This is a genomic window from Archangium sp., from assembly GCF_057119385.1.
The window spans coordinates 41,701-64,100 of sequence record NZ_DBNGVP010000061.1; the positions used below are offsets into that span (position 1 = coordinate 41,701).

Here is a 22,400-nt window from a genome sequence, read left to right on the forward strand (position 1 = left end):
GACGTGGTTGGCCGCTTGAGAGCCCAAGGACTTTACAAGACCGCCGACAATGCCCATCCTGGACGGTAAATCGGTCAACGCGTTGAACGGAGCACCACATGGGGTGGGCTCCAGGTGACCGAAAGGGGGGCGCGCGTGTGGGGCGTCGAGCCCGCGGGCCGGCGACCTGTGGCCACACGAAGAGCGCCCAGGAGGAGCCATGGTGCACGACGACACGACGTACCTGGACGACGAGGGGCTGGCCTACGTGGTTCCGGGCGGTGAGGACGATGAGTCGGGAACCATCATGCCGGTGAGGGTGACGACCGGCGGACGGCTGTGGGGGGCCGACGACGCGTACGGCGGGTACGACGCCGAGTAGTGCCACGGCCCCCGCGTCACGGGACGAGACGCGGGGGCGCGAGTGTGACGCGGAGGGACGCGTCTCCCTGTCGAGCCGGTGCCTGGCACCCGTTCCGGGGATGGAATCCGCGGCTCCGTGTATCTTCCTCCCCTCGTGGGATTTCCGAGCGAATCGAGCGCAGGTGAAGCGGTGGCGGGGCATCCCGAGGAGGAGCTCGCGCGCTTCGACTGGCTGCTGCCCGCGCTGAAGCAGGCGTACCAGCGCAACCGTGGCAAGGCGTGGACGGCCGCGGAGCTCGGCGAGCTGTCGGGCCTGCCAGAGGCGGAGGTGGCGCGCACGCTGGAGCGCTTCGCCTCGGAGCTCGAGCTCGCGGAGGTGCTCTTCGGGGAGGACGGGGGGCTCGTCGACGCCATCCAGCTCTCGCCCGCCGTGCTGGAGACGGAGCCCTTCGCCACCGTGCGCGCGCGGCTCGCGGCCCAGGGCCCGCTGGAGGCCCCCCTCCACCTCACGCACCTGCGCGTGGACGGGTACCGCGTGCTCGAGGGACTCGAGGCGCGGCTCGGGGCGCTGACGGTCCTCACGGGCGAGCCGGGCTCGGGCAAGTCCTCGCTGCTCGACTGCCTGGCGCTGCTCGCCTTCGTGGTGGAGCATCCGCTGCCCCCGGGCGTGGACCCGCGCGGCACCGGCCAGCGCCTGTTCCATGCCGGTGCGCCCGAGCGGCTCCACCTGTCGCTGCGCGTCACCAGCGGCAACGGCCGCGCCTTCCGCTACACGCTGGGCCTGGGCGGTCCCGAGAGCGCACCCCGCGTCACCTCGGAGCGCTTCGCCTGCGTGGCGCCGGACGCGAGCGGCCAGGAGTCGGAGTCGTTCACATTCTTGGATTTCGAGAATGGGCGGGGGACGGTGCGCACGGTGACGTGGGCGACGCCCCGGCCCCGCGTGCTCGCCGCGTCCCACGCGCTGCCGCCAGACAGGCTCGCGCTGCGCGGGGAGCTGGAGCCGGCCCTGCGCTCCGCCGCCGGCTTTCGCGCGTTCGTCTCGGGCTGGCGCTTCTACCCGGGCTTCGACGTGTCGAGGAGCGCGGCCCTCCGGCGCCCCGTGCTCTCGGAGCCCGAGCCCCTGCTGGCGGCGGATGGCGCCAACCTGAGCGCCGTGCTCTTCCACCTGATGGTGGAGCACCCGGAGCGCTGGCGCGAGCTCGAGGCCACCCTGCGCGAGGCCCTGCCGTCCTTCCACTCGCTCTCGGTCAAACCCCGGGGCGGGCCGGGCACCGTCATCGGCGTCTGGCGCGAGGCCGGCGCGGGGAGCGAGCTGACGCTGGCGGACCTCTCGGACGGGACGCTGCGCCTGCTGTGCCTCGCGGCGCTGTGCCTGTCGCCCCGGAAGGCGCCGCTGGTGGGGCTCGACGGGCCCGAGCTGGGACTCCACCCGCGCGTGCTGCCGGTGCTCGCGCGGTTGCTGCGGCGCGCCTCCACGGAGGGCCAGCTGCTCGTGGCCACGCAGTCGCCCGCACTGCTGGCGCAGTTGCCTCCCGAGGTGGTGGGCGTGATGAGGAAGGTGGAGGGGCGAGGGGTGTGGGAGCCCGGTGCGGGTGGGGTGGATGGGACCCGCTCGTGAGGGTTTCGCGGCGTGTCCGGGTCCTGCATTCCGGGAGCGTGTCCGCGGGTGGGGCGGACGAGCCTCGGGAAGGGGGGCGCCTTCGGGTTGCGGCCGTGGGGGCGAGTGGAGCGATACTGAGGGGACGCGGCGGTAGTAGTAACGGGGCACACGAGTGTGCCTCGCACGGAGGATGAAGCGATGAAGCTGACGGCCTGGGCGGTCGAGCGCGATGGTGAGCGCGGCCGGAATGTACATCTGCTCGTCACCGTGGAGGCCGAGTCGGACGCGCCCCGTGCACCCGTGGCGATGAACCTGGTGTTGGACCGGAGTGCGTCGATGCGGGGCGCGCCGCTGGCCGCGGCGGTGGAGGCGGCGCAGCTGCTCGTGGAGCGCGCGGGGCCGAAGGACTACCTGGGGCTGATGGCGTTCGACGGCGTGCCGGAGCAGCTGGTGCCGCTGCGGCTGATGGACGCGGAGGCGCGCACGGAGCTGTCCGAGAGCCTCTCGGCGTTGCAGGCCGGCGAGGGCACGGCGCTGCACGAGGCGGTGGACTCGGGGGCGGCGGCGGTGCGCCGGCTGTTCATCCCGGGGGCGCGGCCGAAGATGCTGATGCTCACGGATGGCGAGCCCTCGGTGGGCCCGCGCTCGCTGGCGGACTTCCGCACGCTGGGCGGCAAGGTGGCCGAGTCGGGGATTACGCTGCACGCGCTGGGACTGGGGCGGCACTACCTGCCGGAGATTCTCGAGGCGCTCACGGCGCCCGCGGGCACGGGCTTCACGCACGTGGACGACGCCGAGGGCCTGCCGGTGGCGGCCGCGGCGCTGGTGGCCGAGCTGTTCGGCGAGGTGGGGACGGACGCGCGCGTGTTCGTGAAGCCGATGGGCTTCACCGAGCTGCTGTGCCGTCACCGCTACACGGCGCGGGTGGAGGGGGACGCGCTGAGCGTGGGGTTGGGCTCGCTCTCGCACGCGTTCGCGCGCCGGGCGCTCTTCACGGGGCGGCTGGAGCTGGCGGACTGGTCGCTCGGGGTGACGACGACGTGGACGGAGAATGGGGACACGCGGCGGGTGGCGGTGCCGGTGCAGCGCGTGTTGCCGGACAGCCCCGAGGGCCGCTTCATCCGCGCGGTGGGCGCGGAGCTGGACCTGGTGGCGGCGGAGTCGGCGGCGTGGAAGTCGCTGGTGCGGCGCAATCCGATCGCCGCGGAGCAGTCGCTGAAGGTGGCGCAGGAGGCGCTGCGCGAGCTGGTGCGGCTGGCGGTGGAGGAGGTGCCGGCGAAGCGCCACGTGGAGCGGCTGACGGACTTGAAGCTCGCGGTGGAGCGGCGCGCGGGCGAGCTGCCGGCGCTGATGGTGCGCCGGGCCCGGGCCGCCGACGCGCATACGGGCCTGAGCATCATCCAGCCCGCCATCCCCATCCGGAAGGCGGGGAACTGAGCGGTGGCGGAGCGATCGTCCGGTGCAATCGCTCCGTTCAATGCACTCCGAGCTCGTGATCCCAGTCATAGAGCAGTCCGATGAGCTCCGACGTGCATGCGCCGGACACTCGTTGGAATGCACGTGAATCGAGCGTTGCGAGCCGTTCGCGTTGGAAGGTGGGGTCGGCCAACACCTGCCGGTGCTTGAACTCGCGCTCGGCGGCAAGGGCTCGTGGCAGCTGACGGAGGATGGCCTCGAGGCAGTCCTCCCGTGTTGCGCGCGCCATGCGCTCGGCTGCGGTCTCCAGGCGTGCGCGCGTCGATGCTCCTCCTTCCGGGCACCATGCTTCCATGGCCCAACCGCAGGCGGCCATCATCAGTTCATTCAGTGTGTGCGCCGCTCCCGGGTGCTTGAAGAGGTAGCGTACGGACTGGAGCGGCTCCCAGTAACGCAGCACCGCCCGCAGTCTCACCGCCGTGCGCTCCGCGCTCTCCGGACTCGATGAGTGAATGGCGAAGTACAGCGCGCCCCAGGCGGTTTCACGGAAGGAGGCTTCGTAGGCATCCCTCGCGGGAATCGTGTTCTGCCCTGCCAGCGCCTCGTACAAGCTGTTCTTGACGTTGGACACCATATACAGCCGCCAGGCTGGTCGCTCGCGTTGGAAGTCGACCACCTCGTGAGCCACGACCACCTCTCCTGGGGGCACTTCCCGCATCAGCCGGGGAACGGGAAAGGTGCCGTCCCGCAGATACTGCTCGCCGCACGCTGTGCCCTCCTTCGCTGTCTTCTGGTGCACTGCGGGGAACGTGCCATGCAGGAAGGAAGGCAGTTGCAGCGAAGAATCCTGACTGGGTGCCATGCGGGGGCGTCGTATCAAAGCGGCTCATCACCGGGGAAGAGACATGCCCGCAGCAGCGGGAACCTGTGCTGGCGGCACGGTGGGCGGTGGCCTCGAGGGGAATGGAATGACCTGTCCACCTCCTTGGGCGGGAGGTTGCTGTGCCCCGGGAGTCGAACCCATCTGGCCGAAAATCGCACCCGAGAAGAACCCTGTCGCGACATTGCCCGCGACATCGATGACGACGCCCACGGCTCCGCTGAAGGTGGCGAGTTCCTCGCGTCGGCGCACCATGTCCTCCACTGCCTGTGCCACCCACCCGCCGTATTGCTGTAACTCCTGCTCGGTGATCTCTACCCACTGCCCGGCCTCATACGCCGCGGCTTCCGACTCGAAGCGTTGTTGGCTGCGTGTCCATCGGTACTGGACCACTCCTGGCTCTTGAGTCCTCCACTCCAGCCGCCAGATGTACTGGCCTCTCGCGAAGCGAATCAGGACTTCACCGTGGAAGTCCGTGCCTCCCGTGAAGCGTCTGCCGTCCAGGAGCGCTCGATTCAGTGCGGCCAGGTAGATTCGCGCCTCTTCGCGGCCCTCCTGGAGACCCTGCTCGGTCCAGGGTTTGATCTCGAAGAGGACCCGCCTGGAAATATTGGTGATGTCCGGACGTAGGTTGCGCTCATTCGAGTGCAGCAGGGACGTGTCTCCGAGTTCTTTCTCCGAGAGGATCTTCTGGAGTGTGTCCGTGTTGTAGAAGATGCGGTTGCTCGGGTACTTGGCTCCATACATGAAGGCAACCAGCCGATGCGCGGCGTTGCCGAGGAAGAACTCATAAGGCACCTGCGAATCCGGCTTCCGGCCGGGGACGTTGTAGCCCCGCACCGTTGGGCTGGAGGAGGCTCCACCTGTTGGCGGGCCGTCGCTCATGGCCAACAGGACCCGCGGAGGAGTGGGGAGGGATGCTGGGCGGATTCGTGGTGTCCCCCTGCTCCACGCAGCAGGCGACGGCTTGACGGGAGTCGTGGCGCAGCCGGCGAGCACCCACGAAAGGAGCAGTGCCACCCCACCACATCGTGCGGCCCAGGACCTGAACGCGCATCTGACGTCGGCACTCATGGACACCTCCTGTGCTGTTCACCCGGACTCGACTCAGGGAGCAGTAGCGGCCAGCATCCATGAGAGCACCATGTCCTCCCAGGTGAGGTGGTTCAGCCGAGTGGAAACCGCTCGCGTACCCGGCCTCGGCGCCACTCCGCCGCCGTGAAGTCCTTCGAGCCCGGCCGCCTGGCGGGCATTCGAGCGGTAGGGGCTGTAACCCGAGGCTGGCCGCCCGCGTATCACCCGTACCACCAGGGCGGGGCCGTCCGGGAATGCCCGCCTGCCTGGAGGGTTGATGAGAGCCAATCCACGGATGTCCGGCTGGCGAACGGCGGGCCGGTGGGTTAACGGGAGGCGCATGACGCAGCAGCCGGTACGACGTTCGAGCTGGGGGGCCTTTTTCTTCCTCGCGGTGCTGGGGCTCTGCCTCGGCGCGGGCGGGGCCCGGGCGGAATTGCCTTCCACCGCCGTGGCCAGTGGCGCGCCGGACGAGGGCAACAACCGGGTGGAAGCCGCCCTCCTGACGGACGTGGCCCAGGTGAAGGCCGGAGACGCCTTCCGCGTGGGCGTGCGCTTCCGCATGGACCCGGGCTGGCACATCTACTGGAAGAACCCGGGCGAGTCCGGCCTGGCCTCCGAGGTGACGTGGGACACGCCCGGCACCACCGTGGGCGCGCTGCAGTGGCCCGCGCCCTCCACCTTCCGCACCTCGGACGGCTACATCACCACCTTCGGCTACGCGGACGAGGTGCTCCTCTTCGCCGAGGCCCGCGCCTCCGGGCAGGCCCAGGGCTCGTTGCAGCTGTCGGCCGCGGCGGACGTGCTGGTGTGCGAGGTGCACTGTCTGCCCGCGCAGCTCATGCTCACCCGCAACCTGCCCGTGGGCCCCCGGACGCAGCCGGACCCCGAGCACGAGCCCGTCTTCGCCGCCGCCCATGCGCGCGTGCCCGTGGCCCCCGAGAGCTCCGGCCACGGGGTGACGCTCGCGCTCGACACGAAGCCGCTCACCGCCGGCCAGCCCTTCACCGGCACGCTCTCCGTCACGGGCCCCCAGGGCCAGCCGGTGTCCGTGGGGGACAAGGACTTCTTCTACCCCGAGCGCATCCCCGGCATCGCGCGCCTGACCCTGTCTCCCGTGGCGGGCAGCCCCGGCACCTTCAAGCTGGAGGGCGAGGCCGCTCCGGACGTGCCCGCGCAGGAGCCTCGTCTCACGGGCGTGCTGCGCCTGGGCTCGCCCGGCCCCACCGCCCTGACGGTGAGCCTGCCGCTGGCCTCCGTGGTGGCCGCCGCTCCCGGGGCCGCTCCGGTGGCGAAGGCCGTGGCCGCACAGAAGTCCCCGGCGGTGGCCGCGCCCGTGGCCGCCGAGTCCTCGCTGTCCCTGGGGCTGGTGCTGCTCTTCGCCTTCCTCGGGGGCGCGCTGCTCAACCTCATGCCGTGCGTCTTCCCGGTGCTGGCCCTCAAGGCCTACGGCTTCACCCGCACCGTGCACGCCGAGCGCGGCAAGGTGGGCCTGCACGCGCTGGCGTACGCGGGCGGCATCGTGGGCTCCCTGCTGGTGCTCGCGGGCGTGGTGCTGGCCCTGCGCGCCGGTGGCAGCAGCGTGGGCTGGGGCTTCCAGTTCCAGGAGCCCCTCTTCGTGGCCGCCGTGGCCGCGGTGCTGGTGGCCTTCGCGCTCAACCTCTTCGGCGTCTTCAACGTGGGCACGGACGGCACCGCGCTGGTGGAGAAGGTGGACTCGAGCCACGGCTTCGCGCGCAGCGCCGGCGAGGGCGTGCTGGCCGTGGTGCTGGCCACGCCGTGCTCGGCGCCGCTCCTGGGCACCGCGGTGGGCTTCGCGCTCGCGGCGGGCCCGGCCACCGTGCTGGCCACCTTCTTCATGCTGGGCGTCGGCCTGGCGCTGCCCTTCTGCCTGCTGGTGCTCGTGCCCGGGCTGACGAAGTTCCTCCCCAAGCCGGGCGCGTGGATGGAGCGCGGCAAGCAGCTGCTCGGCTTCGCCCTGCTGGGCACCACGGTGTGGCTGGTGTGGGTGATGGGCGGCCTCACGGGCGTGGACGGCATGGCGCGGCTGCTCGCCTTCCTCGCCGTGGTGGGCCTGGGCGCGTGGCTGTACGGCCTGGTGCAGGGCGCCTCGGGGGGCCGCAAGGCCGCGGGCGTGGCGGCGGTGGTGGCCGTGCTGGCGGTGGGCGGCTTCCTCTCGCTGCGCTTCGACGAGACGGGCCCGGCCGTGCGCAAGGCCTCCCTGGTGGCCGAGGCCCAGCCGTGGGACGAGACGGCGGTGGCCGCGGCCCTGAAGGCGGGCCAGCCCGTGTTCATCGACTTCACCGCGGACTGGTGCCTCACCTGCAAGTTCAACGAGCGCACGGTGCTCACGCGCGAGGACGTGCGCGCCGCCTTCGCGCAGCACAAGGTGGCCTTCTTCGTGGCGGACTGGACGCGGCGGGACGAGCGCATCAGCGCGAAGCTGGCCGAGTTCGGCCGGGCCGGCGTGCCCATGTACCTGGTGGTGAGCCCCGCCGCGCCCGACAAGCCCGAGGTGCTGCCCGAGCTGCTCACCTCGGACTCCGTCACCGACGCCGTGCGCCGGGCGGCCGGGCGGGTGGCCGATGCGCGATAGCCACGGCCCCGGCGTTCGTTTCTTCCGCAGTACCCCCACAAGGAGAGCAGAGCGAATGAAGCCTTTCTTCACCGCAGTGGCCCTCGCTGTGATGCTGCCCGTGGCGGCCCTCGCCGCCGATACCGCCCAGGTGGGCAAGCCCGCCCCGGCCTTCACCCTGAAGGACGAGTCCGGCAAGGAGCACTCGCTGTCGCAGTACAAGGGGAAGATCGTCGTGCTCGAGTGGACCAACCCGGGCTGCCCCTTCGTGCAGCGCCACTACACGGCCGACACCATGCAGAAGACGTTCTCGGGGCTGGATGCGAAGAAGGTGGTGTGGCTGGCGGTGGACTCCACCGCGAGCAACACGCCGGACAAGTCCGCGGCCTGGAAGAAGACCGAGGGCTTCTCCTACCCGGTGCTGCAGGACGCGAGCGGCACGGTGGGCAAGGCGTATGGCGCCAGGACGACGCCGCACATGTACGTCATCGATGAGCAGGGCGTGGTGCGCTACGCGGGCGCCATCGACGATGATCCGCGCGGCAACAAGAAGGAGGGCACCACCAACCACGTGAAGACGGCGGTGGACGCGCTCCTGTCCGGCAAGCCCGTGCCGGCCTCCACCACCGAGCCGTACGGCTGCTCGGTGAAGTACAAGAGCTGAGCCTTCGTTGTTGCCGTGAGGCCCTCGTTCCCGGAAGGGGACGGGGCCCGCGCGTGGTACGTGACCCGGAGGGCCCAGCGGACGTCCGCGGAAACTTCATGGCCGCACACGCTTCCGCTGGACCCGCTTTCGGGGGACGTCAGAATCCCCCCCCATGCGGATCGACCGACTCTACGTTCGCAATTTCAAGGGCTTCGAGGAGCGCACCTTCACGTTCCCGCGCTCGTTGGACGCGCCGGCGGACGGCAACGGTTCGTTCCATGTGATCATCGGTCAGAACGGTCGGGGCAAGACGAGTGCGCTGGACGCGCTCGCGGTCGCGGTGGGCAGCTGGTTCCTGGGCGTACGCGGCGAGGACTCCCGCCACATCCGGCTGGATGACGTGCGCGTACGCGTCATCGAATTCCGCGAGACCCAGCGCATCGAGAAGCAGCTCCCCGTTGTCGTCGAAGCCACGGGACGGGTGCAGGGGAAGGATTACACCTGGAAGCGCGAGTTCGCCGGCAAGCGTACGACCTGGGTGAACGCGAAGAACATCAAGACGTCGGCGGAGATCGCGGTCGAGAAGATGCAGCGGGGCGAAGAGGTGACGCTGCCGCTCATCTCTTATTATGGCACGGGCAGGCTCTGGTTGGAGCCGAAGGATGTCCGCGCCGAGGCGGAGGCTCTCAAGGCCGGCCACACTCCGCAGGAGGTGCCGGCACAAGAGACGGAGGAAGACCTCGCCGAAAGCTTCGCATCCCGGCTCGCGGGTTACCGGTTCAGCATCGACCCGCGGTGCAGTCCGCGCGACCTTTTGCGATGGCTCAAGTTCGAGCAACAGATCGCGAACGTGGAGCGGCGGGAGTCCATTCAGTTTCGCGTGGTGAAGCAGGCCATTCAAGATGCCGTGGAAGGGTGCCGCCGTATCGAATACCACCCGAGACTTGGCTTGTTGCTCGATATCGAGGGCCAGCCGCGGCTGCCGTTTGGCGCGCTGAGTGACGGGCAGCGCAACGTCATCGCGATGGTGGGTGATCTCGCGTTCAAGGCCGCGCAGCTCAACCCGCACCTCGATGAGAAGGTCTTGCTGAAGACGCCAGGCATCGTGCTCATCGACGAAATCGATTTGCACCTGCATCCGCGGTGGCAGCGGCACGTGATGGACGATCTCCGGCGTTTGTTTCCGGAGGTGCAATTCATCGCCACGACCCACTCCCCGTTCATCGTGCAGACAGCGCGCGAAGGGGAGCTCATCCCGTTGGATGTCCAGCCCGTGGCGGAAACGGAGAACCTGGGTCTGGAGGAGATCGCCCGGGGGCTCATGCGGGTCGAGCGGCCGGAAGTCAGCCCGCGGTATCGGCAGATGGTCGACGTGGCGAAGAACTACCTGACACTGCTCGACGAGGCGGAGAAAGCACCGGCCGAGAAGCTCCGGGACTATGTCGAGCGGCTGGCGGCGGACATCGCACCCTATGCGGACAACCCGGCGTTCCAGGCCTTCCTCGAGCTGAAGCGGGAGGCGACGCTGGGAGCTCGGCTGGAGGCGATGGCCGAGCAGGTGCAGCCGGGCCGCCATGACGGCGACGGGGAGCGCTGACCATGCGCCCTGTCGAGCGTGGCAACAGTCCCCAGGCACATGACTATGAGAACTATCGGGATGCGTTCCCCGGCCTGGTCTCGAGGCTTGGGGCGTATTGCACCTACTGCGAGCGGCGCATCCCCACGATGCTCGCGGTGGAGCACATCCAGCCGAAGGGGCTGCCGCAGTATGCGGCGCTCATCGGGCAATGGGACAACTTCCTGCTCGGCTGCGTGAATTGCAACTCGACGAAGAAGGACCAGGACGTGAGCCTCGAGCACGTGTTGCTGCCGGATCGCGACAACACGGCCGCCGCGTTCGCCTACACCTCCGGTGGCGAGGTCGTTCCCGCTCACGGGTTGACCGCGGCGCAACAGCAGATGGCCGCTCACACCCTCGCGCTCTGTGGCCTCGACAAAGGTCCGAGCGAAGTGACCGACGAGAATGGACGAATCGTCGCGATCGATAGATACGCCCAACGCATGGAAGTGTGGGGTCAGGCGCTGACGAGCAAGGCTGATCTGGCGCAGAGCCCCACCGAGGGCATGCGCCGCATGATCGTGAAGCTCGCTCAAGCGACGGGGTTCTTCAGCATCTGGATGCAGGTCTTCGACGACGATGTGCAGATGAGACGGATGCTCATCGACGGTTTCACGCGGGAAGGGCATTTCTTTGGCTTCCCCGGGACGGCGCGGAGCTGTTTCGATGCGAACACGCGCCCGGTGACACCTCGGCCAGCCAACGGTCTGGCGCATGGAAGCAAGAGCTGAGCGGGAGCGTGAACGCTCGCCGAGCCCCGTGGCCGACGCGGATGGCCGGGTGCGAGCGAACCGCCCGGGTGTCACCCTCGGGCTGTGCGCCGGGCCAGTCTCCAGGGACCTGGAGTACGGAGTGCTGGCGCCCGGGGCCGTTGTGAGAGTTGGAAGAACGAGCTTCTCGACACCGCCTCCAGGTCACTCGCCTGGAGGCGGCGGAGCAGGAGCCGCCCGGTCGATTACAGGGGACCCCCAATGGTCAGCCGCTCGCGGATGGCGGGCTCGCTCCGCAGGAGGGCCGCCTCGCGGGACAGGCCGTGCACCGATGTCCGGAGTCCCACCTGGTGCGCGGGAGAGTCATGCAGCTCGCCCGCCAGCCACTTCACCGCGTTGACGAACAACCGCCGCATTCCGCGGTCCAGGCGCGCGGTGAAGAGCTCGGGGGAGAATTGCTGCAGCCAGAGCGACTCCGCCGAGAACGGGACGAAGGCATCCCAGGGCACCTTGCCGTCCGGGGACCAGTTGATGTCCACGAGGTGGTGGAAGCTGGTGTCCCAGATGACGCCCCCCCGGGTGCTGCCGTCTGGCTGCTTCTCGGGATCCTGGCGAGCCATCACCGCGAACGAGTCGAAGGACGTCTCCATGATGGGCAGGTGGATGGCCATGGCCCGCACTCCATCGCGGAGCTGCGACTCGTCAAGCCCCGTCACCAGGCTGGCCTTGATGCGCAGCTTGCCTTCGTGCGAATGGGCGGGAATCCAGATGCCGTCCCCGCCGCCCACCCCGTTGAAGATGGGGTGAGGCTTGGCCGGCGTGTCGTACAGCAACTCGGCGGGGACGATCTTCTGCAGATGGCCGGCGGGAGGGCCGGGTGACAGATGCACCCGGACGCGCTCGCGCTGCCCGTTCTGCATGAGCTTGAAGCCGTCGGCTTCCACCCTGGCGGTGTTGGTCGCGTCGTGGGAGAACGCCATGGCCGGACGGAGCGGCTCCTCGGGTTCGGGCTCCACGGGACTGGCCAGCCCCAGCTCCAACATCGCCTGGTAGCCCAGCGGCCCGTGGTCCCACGTGACGTAGATTCCTCCGCCCCGGGCCCGGAACCGCTCCAGGGACTGGATCTCCTTGGCGGTGAATGGAATGCGGTCCTTCCCGAAGTCGGTGGCGATGAGCACCAGGACCGTGCGCTCCGGGTGCGGCAGCTGCCCCAGGGCGAGGAACTCGGGATCCTGTTGTTCGGCGCTCTTACGCACCTCCTGACGCATGCGGCCAAAGGCACCGATGACCGTGTGGCCGGCCTCGGTGAGCGCGTGGGCGGACCGCGAGTAGGTGAAGAGGTTGTCCGATGGCACCGGCGGGAATCCGTAGGGCACCCCCCCGTGGAGCTTGGTGTCCTTGGGCGGGTCGGTGACCCAGAAGATTTCGCCAGTCGAATAGTAGATGACGTCTGCCATGAGTGTCTCCGGTTGAATGCGTGTGCACCAGGCCCTGGATTCTTCCTGGTACGCATCAACCTGCCATCTGGCGGTGCGTGGGTGATGTGATCGCCTTCACGCGTCCGCGGTGAGCACGATCACAAGGTCCGGAACGTGCCGTGTCTATTCTGGCGTGGAGCCATTGGCTCCAATCCCTCACGAGGACACCGGACATGACAGCCATTCCAAGATTGCGGCGCTCGAACAGATCCACCTCCAAGCTCGCCTCGGCGAACACTGCGGACACCACGCCCACGCCCCTCACGTTCGTGGATACCCCTACGATGGACTACGTCGCGTGGCTGAGGAACAGCGGTGCGAGAATCGCGGCCTTCGAATCAGACCCCTCCCGGTACATGGTGGCGGTGGTGGGCTCCGGCGCGGCGGGTCTTTCCGCCGCGTACGAGCTGCTCCGTTGTGGCGTGGACGTCACCGTGTTCGAGGCCACGGACCGCATCGGCGGGAGGCTGTTCTCCATGAAACCAGGGGATGGGAGCCTCTTCGAGATGGGAGCCATGCGCTTCAGCCCCTCCGAGCGGCTCCTGCACTACTACGCCAACGTGTTCAACGCCTCGGGCGCATCGACAATCATTTTCGAGGAAGCGCTCTTCCCGGATCCGGGAGAGAACCTCACGTACATCACGTTCCAGGGCAGTACGTATCTCTACCGCCCCGATGAGCAGAACGAGCTCCCGCCGAGCTACTCCATCGTCGAGAAGGGGTGGAAGGCCTGGTACGAGAACGGCTTCACGAGCAAGGACGAGAAGATCTCCCTGATCGCGCCGAAGCAGCTCACTCAATGGCTGGCCGAAGACCCGCGAGGCAACGCCGGGAGAATCCGCGAGGCCTGGTCCGCCTATCTCCAGGCGTTCGGCAACTCCAGCCTGTACGAGGCGATGCAGCGTATCTTCACGGATGAGAACGCCCCGGGCTGTACCCAGTGGAAGAGGATCGACTTCGAGTTCTTCGGCGCGCTGGGAACCGGGTTTGGCGGCTTCGACGCGCTGTTCCCCATCTGCTTCCTGGACATCATGCGGTTCGTCATCAACGCGGTGGACGCTGAACATCATGCCATCACCACCGGCGTGAGCAGCGTGGTGGACGGCTTCCTCGAGCAGCAAATCGAGCTGCCGGGGAAACCGGCGGACCGCGTGAGGAACCATGTACGGACGCGGATGCCCGTGACGGCCATCACGCGGGCCGGGACGGGTCTACGGCTCTCCTTCCAGGACAAACCCTCGGAGGAGTTCGACCGCGTCATCGTCGCCACCTCGCACCGGGCCATGGAGCTGACCCTGGGACTCGCCAACAACGGTTCCGGCCGACTGCTCGAGACAGACGTGACGGATGCGCTACGGCGGGTGCACCTCGAGTACTCGTCCAAGGTGTTCGTGGAGACCCAGCGGTTCTGGGCGTCAGCCGAGCCGCAATGGCCGCGCAACGTGGTGGGCGACACCCTGCTCCGCAATCTCTACACGCTGGATTACGGCACCGGCCGCCCAGGGGTGCTGCTCTTCAGTTACACCTGGGCAGACGACTCCCAGAAGCAGGTGACCTTTACCGATCCGCAGGACCGGCTGAATCTGCTTCTCAAGGACCTGGACACCATCTCCCCGGCGTTGGCGGCCACCGTGGCGAGCTCCATCGACCGCTCGACGGCGCGATTCATCGATTGGCAGAACACGCCGTACTACTTCGGCGCGTTCAAGCTCAATCTTCCTGGGCAGGACGCGTACGTTCACTCGCTCTTCTACGACTTCCTCAAGGTCGGGAGCAGCTTGGATGGCAAGGTGTACCTGGCGGGAGACAGCGTGTCGTGGATGGGGGGGTGGGTGGAGAGCGCCTTCCAGACCGGCCTCAACGCCGCTGCCGCAGTGGCGAAGTCCCTGGGCGGCAGCCTGACCGCCGCCAGTGACAGCCCCTTCCAGCAGCTTCGTCCGGACGACTACCACTACGGAAGAGCGGTGGTGAGGGGCACGGACTCCACGCCCGAGCGGCTCGCCATCGGCTGAGCCCTGCGGGCCGGGCCCTCCTCACCTCATCTGGGAGGGCCTCGGCCAACTCGGGGTGAGGTGCGGAGGAATGCGGCGGTACTGGCGTACTTCACCCAGGGCCGCGTCATCCGGCGCATTCTTCACCAACCTACACCTGCCAGGGGGCCACCGCGGCAGGCTCAGTCGCGGCGCCGGAAGTGGGCGATGAGGAGACCCAGTGTCCGCAGCCGGGAAGCACTCAGCTCGCGCAACGAGCGGATCAACCGCTTGAGCTGTGGCGAATCCCGCTCGGAGGGCGGCGAGTGCGTCAACGCGGAGTCGATCCCGAGCAGCTGATCCGTGGGGACGTGCAACACCAGGCTCAATCGCCGCAACGTGAGCACGCTGGGGAGCAGTGCACCTCGCTCGATCCGTCCGTACACCTCCTGGGAGAGGTCGAGGCGCTCGGCCACGTCGTCTTGTGTAAGTCCCGCTCGTAGCCGGGCTTCGCGGGCCGTATTGCTCAGTGCCTTCGAGAGGAGATTCTGCTCGGTCACGTTCCACCCCAAAAGAACAACGCTCCACCGTGGGCTGCTAGGCACCGCGGGGAGCGTTGAGTTGGCGCCCCGCCATGACGCGGGTACGCCGGTACTGCCCTTGGGAGGGAGGCCACGAAGTTCACTGCTGGCAGTCAGTGGGTTTTCTGTCCTACTTCGTGAGTCCGTATAGGAACATGACTTTTCCGGTCATGCAAGCGCTTTGGTTCACGGCAGGAGGGATTGCGCCTTCCGGGCCGTCGCGGCGACCGGCAGGTAGCACTTGCCCTGGTACTCGGCCTGGTTCTTGAGACAGGGGGGACGCTTTTCCAGCGCCATCCAGCACCCGCCATTGATCTCCACCTCGCCCTCGTCGGCGAAGCAGGGTGCCTTGGCCTGGTTGCGGAAGGGGCCTCCGGGCATGGGATAGGCGATGGCCACCTCACCCCGATCGTGCTTGTTGATCATGAGGGGCTCATCGAGCCGGGCCGCGGCCTCCGCGGCCACGCCATGGGCCGTGCGGGGCTCGTGCTCCGGGCCCTTGCCGGGTCCGGTGATTCCCAGCCAGAGGCCCACGCCGAGAGCTACAGAGGCCAGTCCCGCGAGGGTGCGCCCGTGCCACGAGCGCAACCACCGGCGCGAGCGTCCGAGCCACCTGCGCACCCGTCCGATGGGCTCGCGGGTCAGGTGGGCGCGGGCCTCGGCGTTCTGCTCCAACCGCTCGACCGCGGAGGTCAGTAGATCGAGCAGCTCCGACAAGGCCGGCAGCCGGCCCGAGGCCGGGGCGTGCCCCACCTCCAGCGCGACGTAGGGGGGCGACACGTGCGAGGAGGCGGAGATCCGCCAATCCTCCGTGGGCTCCCAGTCCGAGTGCCGGTCGGGCATGAGCACGAGCGCCGAGGCCCCGGTGTGGACGTTGTGTGCCTCGTAGAGACGGCCCAGGCCCGATCCGAGCTCCTTGTGCTTGAAGCGCCTGCCGAGGTGGAACGGCCCCAGTCTTCCGCCCTTGAATGGTGATTCGTCGGCCATGTGCGGCCTCCTTCCGTTCGCCTTTCTATCACCTCGCGAAACGGGAGGCCGCACCTCATCTGGGAGGTCACCTCATGAATCACGTCGTCTGAGACGCTCCAGTTCGGCTCGAGCCTCCGTGAGGCGCCGCTCCAACTCCTCGCGCCGCCGAGTCTCTTCCGCCAGTTGACGGGCATCCTCGTCCGCTCGCCGTTCCAGCCCCTCCACTGTCTCCCGCAGCCGGTCGATGAGCTCCTCGTACTCCAGCAGCAGCGCGCTCCCCGCCCAGAAGCGCAACCGTCCCTCCTCCACCTGCAGCTCCAGCCCCAGCACCTCCGAGCTGAACCGGCCTCCCTCCGAGACGATGGGGACGTACTCCCTCGCCTCGGGCGAAGGCAGGCGGTACCCGTACAACCGCTGACGAGCCCGGTCGAAGATGAAGTATTCGGGGATGGCCACCCGGGCGTAGCGCTCCACGTTGTACTCGGCGTCCTTCTTCCGGTCTCCGCCGACGTGGACCTCCAGCACCCAGTCCAGCCCCTTGCCCTCGTGGCTCACCACCCACTTGCTGCGCGGGTGCGCCTCCGCGTCCAGCACCACCACCAGGTCCGGCGCGAAGCGGCGCTCGGCGGGGTAATACACGGGTAGCTCCGAGCCCACGTACACCCGCCGCCGTTGCCGCGAGAAGTACTCCTTGAGTGCCAGCAGCGCGCCGATCTTCGCCTGGGAGTGGAGGTCTCCCTCGGGCATCGCCATCTCGTCCCACGTCACCTCCCCGGGCAGCTCCTCCACCACCCGGGCCCTCTCCGCCTCGTTCATCCTCGCCCACTCTTCCCGCGAGGGCGCCCGGGGAAAGGCGTCCGCCCGCGGCTCTTCGTCACGTGCCATGCCCTCAGGGTGCGGCACATGACCTGTCCGGTCAATCTCCCCGACGCAACCCCCTGAGCAAGCGGTGGGCCAGATGACACAGACATCCCGCTCCGAGTGAGCGGTGACGCAGAGCGCGGTGCGGCCGGTCCCTTTCGGGGCCGGCGCGTCTCATCTCACGGACACTCGGTGCCGCTCTCGCGCCCGGTCATCAGGGGTGAAGGAGCGTGAGGTCGCTGGGGTGGTCTCGGTGAGTTCTGGCCGGTTGCACCTTCCGGCCGCGGGCGGTTCCAACTGGTCCGATTGTCGGACCAGTTGCTCGAGTTCGGGCCCGGAGGCCGCCCGCATCGCCTCATTGCTTCGTGAACGTGCCGAAGCGCTTCGTGGACACTCCGCCTGCCTGGCGTGGACAGACCCCATGTCCGTGGGCCTGGTGTGTAGAGTCGAGGTTCATGAGCGAGGCCGAGTGGGCGGAACGCTGCGAGGATCCCGCGGACTGGGAATACTTCGACTGCCCACGGGAATGCCGATGAGGTGGCGCACGCCGCTTGTCGTCCTGCTCGGGCTGATGCTGGCGGTCCCCCTGGGGTGGTTGCTTCGGACGGCGACGTCTGGCGAGCACCCGCGGGCTCCAGCACCACGGACGATTCCGATGCTCTCTCTCGAGGAGCGCCGCAGCCTGCTGTCCTATGAGCGTTCCTGCCAGCAACCCGAGGACTGCGAGTCTCCACTCGCATGCTTCTTCAACTCGAGGCGCGGAGAGCGCTACTGCACCGACAGCACGTGCATGACGGATTCCCAGTGCCCGGAGGGGTTCGCCTGCCGTGCACTGGCGCTCGGGCGCGAGGGTCCCTCCCTTCGCCTGTGCGCGCTGGCCGGGATGCGCAAGGAGGGCGAAGCCTGTCACGCCCTGCCAGAGACGCCACGCGAGGGGTGCGAGCAGGGACTCGTCTGCCAGGGGTGGTGCGGCCGACACTGCCGTGTGGATGAACCCGCGAGCTGTCCCGAGGGCTTCTTCTGCGGCGAGGGCCCCAACGGTGCCTCTTGCCTGCCCACGTGTGAGGGCCGCTCATGCCCCGAGGGGCAGCGCTGCATTCGGACCGGAGAGCGAAGCTCGGTCTGCGCTCGGGTTCACGGTGAGGACTGCCAACGAACACCCTGCTCCGAGCCGCAGCGGTGCCTCGTGGATTACGCCCCGCACCGGCCGGGTGAAGTCTGGATGCGGTGTGTCTCCCGCTGTGGCGGGAACGAGCCCCCCTGTCCCGAGGGGCTCGTCTGCCATGTCTTCCGTTGCCGACAGCCCTGCGACCCGGATGTTCCCGAGGGATGCGGTCCCTTCCAGCGCTGCCACCGCTCCTCTGGATCCGAGCCGTGGGTCTGCCGTCCGGACTACTGAGGTGTCCGGGTGCTACCAGGCGCGTCACAGGGGCCCATCCGGCAACAGGCACGTGCATTCCCGCATCGCCGAGCTGGCTCTCGGACGAGCGGAGGGCGAGCGGCGGGGCGTGTGCTGGTCCCTTGTCGGGTGGCGGGACGCTTCGGACCTTTGCCTCATCACCGGGCCTCGTGCGGTGGCGTGCGAGGTCCCTCTGCGATGGGAGCGAGCGATGGCGGAGAATCAGGGCGGACCGGACAAACGCATCATGAATCCACGGGCGGACCAGGACGCGGAGAAGCTGCGGAAGGAAGCCCGGCACGAGGAGGAGGGGGAGCAGCGCCGGGACGTGGTGGACGCGGATGTGGGCGGAGGGACGGGGTGAGGGTCTCTCCATGACGACATCCCCATCCGCGGAGTCCTTCTGGCCCTGGCCCGAGGGAGACACGGCGCACGTGCCGTACCGTGTCTTCACGGACCCGGAGCTCTTCCAGCGTGAGCAGGAGCGCATCTTCCAGGGGCCCACGTGGAGCTACGTGGGGCTGGAGGCCGAGGTGCCCGAGGAGGGCAGCTTCCGCACCACGCACATCGGAGACGTCCCCGTCATCCTCTCGCGCGCGAAGGACGGGCAGGTGCACGTGCTCATCAACCGCTGCTCGCACCGGGGCGCGCTGGTGCTGCACGAGGCGTGCGGCCAGCACAAACGCTTCAACTGCGTCTACCACCAGTGGGGCTACGACCCGGACGGGACGCTGCGCGCGGTGCCCTTCAGGAATGGGGTGCAGGGGCAGGGGGGCTACCGCGGCGTGGACGTGGACATGAAGGCGTTGAGCCTGCGGCGGCTGCGGGTGGAGGTTCTCAACGGGCTCGTCTTCGCCAGCTTCCGCGAGGACACGCCGCCGCTGCGCGAGTACCTCGGAGTCGTCTGGCCGCAGCTCACGCGGGTGTTCGATGGGCGGAAGCTGCAGGTGCTCGGCTACCTGCGCCAGCGGGTGCGGGCCAACTGGAAGCTCTATTTCGAGAACGTGAAGGACCCGTACCACGCGGGCCTGCTGCACCTCTTCGTGGCCACGTTCGGCCTGTTCCGCTCGACGCAGCGGGGCGAGACGCTGGCGGAGCCGAGCGGCTGCGGACACCTCGTCTCGTACAAGGGCGGAGCGGAGGAGCACCGCGAGGAGTACGAGCAGCAGGGCATTTCGACGTACCAGAAGGGCTACCAGCTGCGCGCGCCCGAGCTGATGCGCAAGTTGCCGGACTTCAAGGACGACATCGCGGTCTCCATCCAGACGGTCTTCCCGAGCCTGGTCATCCACCGCATCTCCAACAGCATCGCCACGCGGCACGTGCTGCCGAGGGACGTGAACGACTTCGATCTCATCTGGACGCTGCTGGGGTACGCGGAGGACACGGTGGAGCTGCGCAACCAGCGCATCCTCCAGGCGAACCTGGTGGGGCCCTCGGGGTACATCTCGCTGGAGGACGTGGAGGCGCTGGAAATCGTCCAGCGCGGCATCCAGGGCGAGCGGGGGGACGCGGCGTTCGTGGCACTCGGGGGGACGCAGGTGCAGTACGGCGAGCCGGAGCGGGACCTGGCCAACGAGACGGCCATCCGCGGCTTCTGGAAGACGTGGCGCACGTTGATGGGAGTGTGACGAGCATGGGGGACCCGACCATCCGCTGCACCGTGGAGGACCTGCTCTACCGCTACGCCGAGGCCCTGGATGACGGTGAGCTGGAGCGCTGGCCGGCGCTGTTCGTCGAGGGCGGGCAGTACCGGCTGATTCCTCGGGAGAACCACCAGAAGGGGCTGCCGGTGAGCCTCATCCTGTGCACGAGCCGGGCGATGATGGAGGACCGGGTGGTGGCCATCCGCAAGGCGTGTGTCTACACGCCGCACGTCTGCCGGCACCTGCACACGAACGTGCGGGTGGGCGAGGTGGAAGCGGGGCACGTGGAGGCGCGGGCGAACTACGCGGTGTACCGGACGACGGAGGATGGCGAGACGGTGCTGCTGAGCGTGGGGCACGTGGAGGCGCGGGTGGAGCTCGGGCCGGAGCCGCGCTTCGAGCGGATGGACGTGGTGTACGAGACGTTCCGGATCCCGGGGCTGCTCGTGTACCCGATTTGAGCGAGGGGGAGCCGGATGGCGCGGGTGTTCTACGACGCGGACGCGGACCTGGGGCGGCTGAGCGGGTTGACGGTGTCCGTGTATGACTATGGGAGCGTGGGGCGGGCGCAGGCGCTGAACCTGAGGGACTCGGGGGTGCGCGTGGTGGTGTGCGAGCGCCCGGGAACACCGGCGGCGGCGTGCGCGGAGGCGGACGGCTTCGGGTGGGTGGACGCGGTGGAGGCGGCGAGGCGCGGAGACGTGCTGGCGCTGCTGGTGGCGGACCTGTCGCAGGCGGAGCTGTTCCACCGGGCGGTGGAGCCGAACCTCACGCCGGGCAAGATGCTGCTCTACTACCACGGCTTCGCCATCCATTACGGGCTGGTGCGGCCACCGGCAGGAGTGGACGTGGTGATGATCGCACCGAACGGCCCGGGGGACCTGGTGCGCAGGACGTACGTGGAGGGGCAGGGCGTGCCGTGCCTGGTGGCGGTGAAGCAGGACGCGACGGGGCAGGCGCTGGAGCGGGCGCTGGCGTACGCGAAGGGAATGGGCGCGACGCGGGCGGGAGTCCTCGAGACGAGCTTCCGGGAGGAGACGGAGACGGACCTCTTCGGGGAGCAGGCGGTGCTGTGCGGAGGAATCACGGCGCTGGTGCACGCGAGCTACGAGACGCTGGTGGAAGCGGGGTACTCGGAGGAGGTGGCGTACTTCCAGGTGTTGCACGAGCTGAAGCTGGTGGTGGACCTGATGTACGAGCACGGCATCTCGGGGATGCGCGAGCGCATCAGCGACACGGCGCTGTACGGGGACCTGACGAGGGGCCCGCGAGTGGTGGACGAGGCGGTGCGAGCGAGGCTGAAGGAGATACTCGGGGAGATCCAGGACGGTCGATTCGCGAAGGAATGGATTGAGGAGAACGACGCGGGCCGGCCGAATCACCGGAGGCTGCTCGAGGAAGGCAGACGTCATCCCATCGAGGAAGTAGGCCGCCGCTTGCGAGCGATGATGCCGTGGTTCCACAAACCCTGACCGAGCCCAACCCAACCAGGCCAGAACTGCGTCAATATCCCCTCGCCCTCCGGGAGAGGGACGGGGTGAGGGTATCGAGGCTCCCGGGTTCCCACCGGAGGGCCTCCCGAGAGGAACAGTGCCCATGGCTGGAATGCGCGAGGACTACATCGAGCGAATGATCGAGCGGCTGGTGGCGGCGCTCGCGGCGATCCTCAAGGCGGGCAAGGCCCAGAAGACGGAGGAGGCGCTGGACCTGGTGCACCAGACGAGCCTGACGCTCTTCGGGATGGAGTACCGGATGCTCATCACGATCGACGCGGGCTCGGTGGCGGGGCTGCTGGAGCACCCGGAGAAGCTCAAGGCGCTGGCGAAGCTGGTGAGCGCGGAGGCGGAACTGCTCCAACAGCGCGGAGACACGGAGGCCGTGGCGCACCGGCTCGGACATGCGCTCGCGCTGCTCCAGGAGGCGCAACGCAGGAGGAAGAACCCCGACCCGGAGACGGAGGAGCTGCTGCGGGACGTGCGGGACAGGCAGTCGCGGCTCGACGCGTCGTAACGACGGGCGCCCAGGTGTACCGGTTGGTACAGTGGGGTGTCCCGGATGGTGCATGCTCCGGGAGCGGACAGGCGCCCACCCGAGGAACCAGCGTCCGGCACGGAGAATGCTACGCTCCCAGGTGCGCCTTCTCCCGGGGCGCGTCGTGGAGGCATGCATGCGCGGGCTCCTCATCCTCGCCATCTCGTTGTGGGCCGCGGGCGCCATCGCCGAGGAACCGTCGCGCCGTCAGGAGCCCCGGGCCGCCATGCTCGAGGCGCTCGAGGCGCAGGCCACGCTGCCGGCGCAGCTCCCCCGGCTTCCGGAGGAGGCCTCCCCGGTGGCCGAGTCGGCCCGGGAGACCGCGACGCAGGGTGCTCGCCAGGACGCGGCGGCCCGGACGCGCGGTGAGGCCGCCGAGAAGGCCCGCCGCGAGGCCTCGCAGCAGGCCGCGCGGACTCCGCCGGGGCAGAGCCTCGAGGCCGCCCGTGCCGCCGCGTTGGGCGCCGCGGGCGGGGGCCCGGAGGCGCAGGATGCCGCGGGCCGCTCCCGTTCCGAGCACGTGCGCAAGAACAAGGACCCCAAGCCCGACAGCCCGGGGAACGGACGGCCGAAGGAGCCGGAAGTCCTCCTCCGCGGCCCGTGA

Annotated in this window: 20 protein-coding genes; 14 read left to right on the forward strand and 6 right to left on the reverse strand. The window is 68.9% G+C overall.

Translation table 11 applies throughout. The features are described from left to right. Positions 1-199 precede the first annotated feature (199 nt). The 3 genes from AC16DP_RS13570 to AC16DP_RS13580 all read left to right on the forward strand — a co-directional run bounded on the left by AC16DP_RS13570 (position 200) and on the right by AC16DP_RS13580 (position 3,379). Positions 200-361: a hypothetical protein gene (locus tag AC16DP_RS13570; RefSeq protein ID WP_169800641.1), complete on the forward strand. Its 162-nt coding sequence runs from the start codon at positions 200-202 to the stop codon at positions 359-361. 171 nt (positions 362-532) lie between these two features. After that, positions 533-1,960 carry an AAA family ATPase gene (locus AC16DP_RS13575; RefSeq protein WP_329733616.1) on the forward strand — a complete coding sequence of 476 codons (1,428 nt, stop codon included), beginning with the start codon at positions 533-535 and terminating at the stop codon, positions 1,958-1,960. A 180-nt stretch (positions 1,961-2,140) separates the two neighbouring features. Next, positions 2,141-3,379, forward strand: coding sequence for a vWA domain-containing protein (locus AC16DP_RS13580; protein WP_329733617.1), 1,239 nt, complete (start codon positions 2,141-2,143; stop codon positions 3,377-3,379). A gap of 37 nt (positions 3,380-3,416) precedes the next feature. Here AC16DP_RS13580 and AC16DP_RS13585 read toward each other — a convergent pair whose 3' ends face one another. Both AC16DP_RS13585 and AC16DP_RS13590 read right to left on the reverse strand, forming a co-directional pair. Beyond that, positions 3,417-4,220: a hypothetical protein gene (locus tag AC16DP_RS13585; protein WP_329733618.1), complete on the reverse strand. Its 804-nt coding sequence runs from the start codon at positions 4,218-4,220 to the stop codon at positions 3,417-3,419. Positions 4,221-4,247: 27 nt separating this feature from the next. Further along, entirely contained in the window at positions 4,248-5,036 is a 789-nt protein-coding gene (locus AC16DP_RS13590; protein WP_329733619.1) for a hypothetical protein, read from the reverse strand. A 616-nt stretch (positions 5,037-5,652) separates the two neighbouring features. On the opposite strand from AC16DP_RS13590, the gene AC16DP_RS13595 reads away from it, so the two are divergent. The 4 genes from AC16DP_RS13595 to AC16DP_RS13610 all read left to right on the forward strand — a co-directional run bounded on the left by AC16DP_RS13595 (position 5,653) and on the right by AC16DP_RS13610 (position 10,882). After that, entirely contained in the window at positions 5,653-7,908 is a 2,256-nt protein-coding gene (locus AC16DP_RS13595; protein WP_329733620.1) for a protein-disulfide reductase DsbD family protein, read from the forward strand. 55 nt (positions 7,909-7,963) lie between these two features. Beyond that, complete coding sequence (locus tag AC16DP_RS13600) at positions 7,964-8,551, forward strand: thioredoxin family protein (protein ID WP_329733621.1); 588 nt, start codon at positions 7,964-7,966, stop codon at positions 8,549-8,551. Between the two features lie 154 nt (positions 8,552-8,705). Next, positions 8,706-10,130: an AAA family ATPase gene (locus AC16DP_RS13605; RefSeq protein ID WP_329733622.1), complete on the forward strand. Its 1,425-nt coding sequence runs from the start codon at positions 8,706-8,708 to the stop codon at positions 10,128-10,130. Between the two features lie 2 nt (positions 10,131-10,132). Beyond that, positions 10,133-10,882 carry an HNH endonuclease gene (locus AC16DP_RS13610; RefSeq protein ID WP_329733623.1) on the forward strand — a complete coding sequence of 250 codons (750 nt, stop codon included), beginning with the start codon at positions 10,133-10,135 and terminating at the stop codon, positions 10,880-10,882. A 224-nt stretch (positions 10,883-11,106) separates the two neighbouring features. On the opposite strand, the gene AC16DP_RS13615 is transcribed toward AC16DP_RS13610, so the two are convergent. Continuing rightward, complete coding sequence (locus tag AC16DP_RS13615; RefSeq protein ID WP_329733624.1) at positions 11,107-12,318, reverse strand: hypothetical protein; 1,212 nt, start codon at positions 12,316-12,318, stop codon at positions 11,107-11,109. 305 nt (positions 12,319-12,623) lie between these two features. Between AC16DP_RS13615 and AC16DP_RS13620 the strand changes: the two genes are divergently transcribed. Then, complete coding sequence (locus AC16DP_RS13620) at positions 12,624-14,351, forward strand: flavin monoamine oxidase family protein (RefSeq protein WP_329733625.1); 1,728 nt, start codon at positions 12,624-12,626, stop codon at positions 14,349-14,351. A gap of 161 nt (positions 14,352-14,512) precedes the next feature. On the opposite strand, the gene AC16DP_RS13625 is transcribed toward AC16DP_RS13620, so the two are convergent. From AC16DP_RS13625 to AC16DP_RS13635, 3 genes are all read right to left on the reverse strand, one after another. Then, positions 14,513-14,869: a helix-turn-helix transcriptional regulator gene (locus AC16DP_RS13625; protein WP_329733626.1), complete on the reverse strand. Its 357-nt coding sequence runs from the start codon at positions 14,867-14,869 to the stop codon at positions 14,513-14,515. Between the two features lie 207 nt (positions 14,870-15,076). After that, positions 15,077-15,877 carry a hypothetical protein gene (locus AC16DP_RS13630; RefSeq protein ID WP_329733627.1) on the reverse strand — a complete coding sequence of 267 codons (801 nt, stop codon included), beginning with the start codon at positions 15,875-15,877 and terminating at the stop codon, positions 15,077-15,079. Between the two features lie 72 nt (positions 15,878-15,949). Then, on the reverse strand, positions 15,950-16,744 hold the full coding sequence (locus AC16DP_RS13635) for a Uma2 family endonuclease (RefSeq protein ID WP_329733628.1): 795 nt from the start codon (positions 16,742-16,744) through the stop codon (positions 15,950-15,952). A 1,586-nt stretch (positions 16,745-18,330) separates the two neighbouring features. Between AC16DP_RS13635 and AC16DP_RS13640 the strand changes: the two genes are divergently transcribed. The 6 genes from AC16DP_RS13640 (at position 18,331) to AC16DP_RS13665 (ending at position 22,400) form a co-directional block, all read left to right on the forward strand. Further along, positions 18,331-18,483: a hypothetical protein gene (locus AC16DP_RS13640; protein ID WP_329733629.1), complete on the forward strand. Its 153-nt coding sequence runs from the start codon at positions 18,331-18,333 to the stop codon at positions 18,481-18,483. 10 nt (positions 18,484-18,493) lie between these two features. After that, positions 18,494-19,750, forward strand: a complete 1,257-nt coding sequence (locus tag AC16DP_RS13645) for an aromatic ring-hydroxylating oxygenase subunit alpha (RefSeq protein WP_329733630.1) — start codon at positions 18,494-18,496, stop codon at positions 19,748-19,750. 5 nt (positions 19,751-19,755) lie between these two features. Continuing rightward, positions 19,756-20,226, forward strand: coding sequence for an aromatic-ring-hydroxylating dioxygenase subunit beta (locus tag AC16DP_RS13650; protein ID WP_329733631.1), 471 nt, complete (start codon positions 19,756-19,758; stop codon positions 20,224-20,226). 15 nt (positions 20,227-20,241) lie between these two features. Beyond that, on the forward strand, positions 20,242-21,237 hold the full coding sequence (gene ilvC, locus AC16DP_RS13655) for a ketol-acid reductoisomerase (RefSeq protein ID WP_329733632.1): 996 nt from the start codon (positions 20,242-20,244) through the stop codon (positions 21,235-21,237). Positions 21,238-21,361: 124 nt separating this feature from the next. Beyond that, positions 21,362-21,775, forward strand: coding sequence for a hypothetical protein (locus tag AC16DP_RS13660; protein WP_329733633.1), 414 nt, complete (start codon positions 21,362-21,364; stop codon positions 21,773-21,775). A gap of 157 nt (positions 21,776-21,932) precedes the next feature. Next, positions 21,933-22,400, forward strand: a complete 468-nt coding sequence (locus AC16DP_RS13665; protein WP_329733634.1) for a hypothetical protein — start codon at positions 21,933-21,935, stop codon at positions 22,398-22,400.